Source organism: Pseudomonas sp. 18058 (genome assembly GCF_902706155.1).
In the GTDB taxonomy this organism is placed as follows: Bacteria; Pseudomonadota; Gammaproteobacteria; order Pseudomonadales; family Pseudomonadaceae; genus Aquipseudomonas; species Aquipseudomonas rustica.
Genome location: NZ_CACSJY010000144.1, coordinates 1 through 423 on the forward strand (window position 1 = coordinate 1; position 423 = coordinate 423).

Sequence of the window (423 nt, forward strand, 5' to 3'; positions counted from 1 at the left end):
GGCCCTCCAGGATGGAGCCGATACCGGTGGCGATGCCCGACATGTCGTCCACCGGCATGCCGAACAGCCTTGCGAAGCCCAGCATGGAGACGGCCAGGGAGAATTCGCGGTGCAGATCCACGGCTTCTCCGCGCTCCAGGGCAGGGGCCATGCGGTCCAGCCGTTCCTCGACGGTGCGGGCGATGTCCGGGCGCAGCGCGTCGATCTGGCGCAGGGTGAAATCGCGTGAGATCAGCCGGCGCAGGCGGGTGTGCGTCGGTGGCTCCTTCATCGCCAGGGTGGATGCCAGCAGCTGGAGCGACAGGCTGGTCGCTGCCCGCGGAAAGTAGCGGGCCAGCTCACCCGGCGCCGGGCCGCGGAACGCGTCGCCGGTGGCCTTGAGCACCCAGTAGATGTCCGCATGGCGGCTCACCAGGAAAAGCC

Annotated in this window: 1 pseudogene; it reads right to left on the reverse strand. The window is 69.3% G+C overall.

Going from position 1 to position 423, the window contains the following annotated elements:
* Nucleotides 1-423: pseudogene (locus GVL50_RS28550) on the reverse strand (hypothetical protein); the annotation flags it as partial.